The sequence below is a fragment of the Mesorhizobium sp. M2A.F.Ca.ET.067.02.1.1 genome (genome assembly GCF_004023285.1).
In the GTDB taxonomy this organism is placed as follows: domain Bacteria; phylum Pseudomonadota; class Alphaproteobacteria; order Rhizobiales; family Rhizobiaceae; genus Mesorhizobium.
This window is the reverse complement of the sequence record NZ_RZSB01000943.1, coordinates 1-2,018: the sequence shown is the minus strand read 5'-3', so window position 1 is coordinate 2,018 and position 2,018 is coordinate 1. Positions and strand designations below refer to the sequence as shown.

The 2,018-nt window shown below is 65.6% G+C and carries 3 protein-coding genes; all 3 read left to right on the top strand.

Features of this window, described 5'->3' with window-relative positions; genetic code table 11:
• A partial coding sequence (locus EOA28_RS34030) for an ABC transporter substrate-binding protein (RefSeq protein WP_148671047.1) occupies positions 1–796 on the top strand: 796 nt, incomplete at its 5' end.
• A gap of 320 nt (positions 797–1,116) precedes the next feature.
• Complete coding sequence (locus tag EOA28_RS39245; protein ID WP_189342353.1) at positions 1,117–1,284, top strand: hypothetical protein; 168 nt, start codon at positions 1,117–1,119, stop codon at positions 1,282–1,284.
• A gap of 62 nt (positions 1,285–1,346) precedes the next feature.
• The coding region (locus tag EOA28_RS34025) for an MFS transporter (RefSeq protein WP_128315756.1) at positions 1,347–2,018 on the top strand (672 nt) is incomplete at its 3' end.

The following is a 2,018-nucleotide window of genomic DNA, read 5'->3' as shown; positions in this document are numbered from 1 at the left end:
TTCCGGGCATAATTACGAGCTGCGCTACTGGCTGGCCGCCTGCGGCATCGATCCCGACCGCGACATCGAGATCGTCATCGTGCCGCCGCCCTTCATGGCCGATGCGCTGGCTGCCGGCCGCATCGACGGCTATTGCGTCGGCGAGCCTTGGAACAGCGCCGCTGTCGCGGCCGGAACCGGCCGCATCGTCACCGTCAAGGCGCTGCTCTGGCGCAACAGTCCGGAAAAGGTGATCGGCGCGCGTAAGGTGTGGGCCGAGGAGAACCCGGAGGCGCTTGCAGCACTTCTCAGGGCGTTGCATCACGCCGCCCGCTGGTGCCAGGACCCGGCGAACCGCGGCGAACTGGCCGCGCTGATGGCGAAGCCGGCCTTCCTTGGGCAGCCGGAGGCAATCCAGATGCCGGCGCTCACTGGACGCCTTCAACTTGGCGGCGGCGTGGAGCGGCGCGTCGAGGATTTCTTCCTGCCCTTCGACAAGGCGGCGAACTTCCCCTGGAAAAGCCATGCGCTGTGGTTCTACACGCAGATGGTGCGCTGGGGGCAATTGCCGCACACACCGCAGAACCTCGCCATCGCCCGCGACTGCTATCGGCCCGACCTCTACCGCTCGGCGCTGAAGCCGCTCGGCGTGGCGCTGCCCGGCGCCAATGCCAAGGTCGAGGGCGCGCTGAAGGTTGCGACGCCAGTCGGCTCGGCGGGGGCGAGCCTGGTGCTTGGTCCCGACGGATTTTTCGACGGCCAGATCTTCGATCCGGACCGGATCGACGCCTACATTGCCGGCCAGAAACGCGCCTGATCATTCGCGCGCCAGTCTTGTGCGATGCACAAAATTTGTGCGGCATGTCCATGCCATTGATCAATGTTTGACCGCGTTGCAGCTTGGCTCCGCCGCAGGCCCATTGTGCAGCATGCTGATTTTAAATGAAATTCTGATCTCTCGTAAAACTGGCACGCTTCGTGCTTTGAAATAGACCGAGCCCCTCGTGGGCAACAGAACAGGCGTCCAATGGCGGGCGCCACAGGCAAAGCTGCCGCTCAGGTCACCACGCGATCCCGGATGTACGGACGCGAGGGGGCCTGGACGGCAGCTTTTTTCGTTTTGGACCGGAGATGACGATGACCAGACGGATCGGACCCTCGCTCAAGGATTTCACCCGCCGCGATGTCCTGGCGAGCAGCGCGCTGACGGCGGTGCTGTTCGTTGCCGCGCTGTTCTTGTTTCCCGCCAGCCACGAAGCCGAGGGCAACGGTTCGCATGTGACCGCGCAAGCCCCGGCGCGCTGACCGATGCCGCACGCCTGATCAACACCACACGCGGCGCCTGCCGCCGCAAACCGGAGCCAACCATGACCGCAAACCTCCCAGCCGCGCAAAGCCAGGACAGTGCTCCCCGGCAGGCGCTCGTCATGTCCACCATCGCCTTCACCGTCTGCTTCGCGGTGTGGACGATCTTTTCCATCATCGGCGTGCGCATCAAGCAGGAGCTCGGGCTGAACGAGACCGAGTTCGGCCTGCTGGTCGGCACGCCGATCCTGACCGGATCGCTGGTGCGCATGGTGCTCGGCGTCTGGACCGACCGCTATGGCGGCCGCCTGGTCTACACGCTCACCATGCTCGCGGCGGCGGTCGCGACCTTCCTGCTCGCTTTCGCCCACACCTATCAGCAGATGCTGCTTGCCGCCCTCGGCGTCGGTCTCGCTGGCGGCTCCTTCGCCGTCGGCGTCGCCTATGTGTCGCGCTTCTTCCCCGCCGGCAGACAAGGCACGGCGCTCGGCATTTTCGGCGTCGGCAATGTCGGTGCGGCGGTCACCAAGTTCCTGGCGCCGCTCGTGCTGCTTGCCTGGGGCTGGCAGTCGGTGGCGCTGATCTGGGCCGCGGCGCTGGTCGTCATGGCGATCGTCTTCTGGTTCACTACCAACGAAGATCCTGTCATCCGCGAACGCCGTGCCGGCAAGGCGGCGCCGACGAGGAGCTTCTGGCAGGAATTCGCGCCGCTGAAGAACCTGCAGGTCTGGCGC